Annotated in this window: 1 protein-coding gene; it reads right to left on the reverse strand. The window is 63.7% G+C overall.

The genetic code is table 11. The features are described 5' to 3' along the window. On the reverse strand, positions 1–529 hold a 529-nt coding region (locus tag ACFPZN_RS56650; RefSeq protein WP_378293790.1), incomplete at both ends, for an AAA family ATPase.

Raw genomic sequence — 529 nt, forward strand, 5'->3', positions numbered from 1 at the left:
GGCCTCCTGCCGCAGCTCGATCCCCATGTCCCGGTCCTTGAGCCGCTCGTCCACCTTGGCGATCATCAGATCCACGATCTGGATGATCTCCTTCGGCGTCAGCTGGTGGAACACCACCGTGTCATCGACACGGTTGAGGAACTCCGGACGGAAGTGCTGCTTGAGCTCCTCGTTCACCTTGGCCTTCATGCGCTCGTACGAGCCCTGCTCGTCGTTGGCGCGGGTGAAGCCCAGCGACTGCCCCTTGGAGATGTCGCGCGTCCCCAGGTTGGTCGTCATGATGATGACGGTGTTCTTGAAGTCCACCACCCGGCCCTGGGCGTCGGTCAGGCGACCGTCCTCCAGGATCTGCAGCAGCGAGTTGAAGATGTCGGGGTGGGCCTTCTCGATCTCGTCGAACAGCACGACCGAGAACGGCTTGCGGCGCACCTTCTCGGTGAGCTGGCCGCCCTCCTCGTACCCGACGTAGCCGGGCGGGGAGCCGAACAGCCGCGAGACGGTGTGCTTCTCCATGAACTCCGACATGTCC

Source organism: Actinomadura rugatobispora (assembly GCF_042656285.1).
GTDB classification, from domain to species: domain Bacteria; phylum Actinomycetota; class Actinomycetes; order Streptosporangiales; family Streptosporangiaceae; genus Spirillospora; species Spirillospora rugatobispora.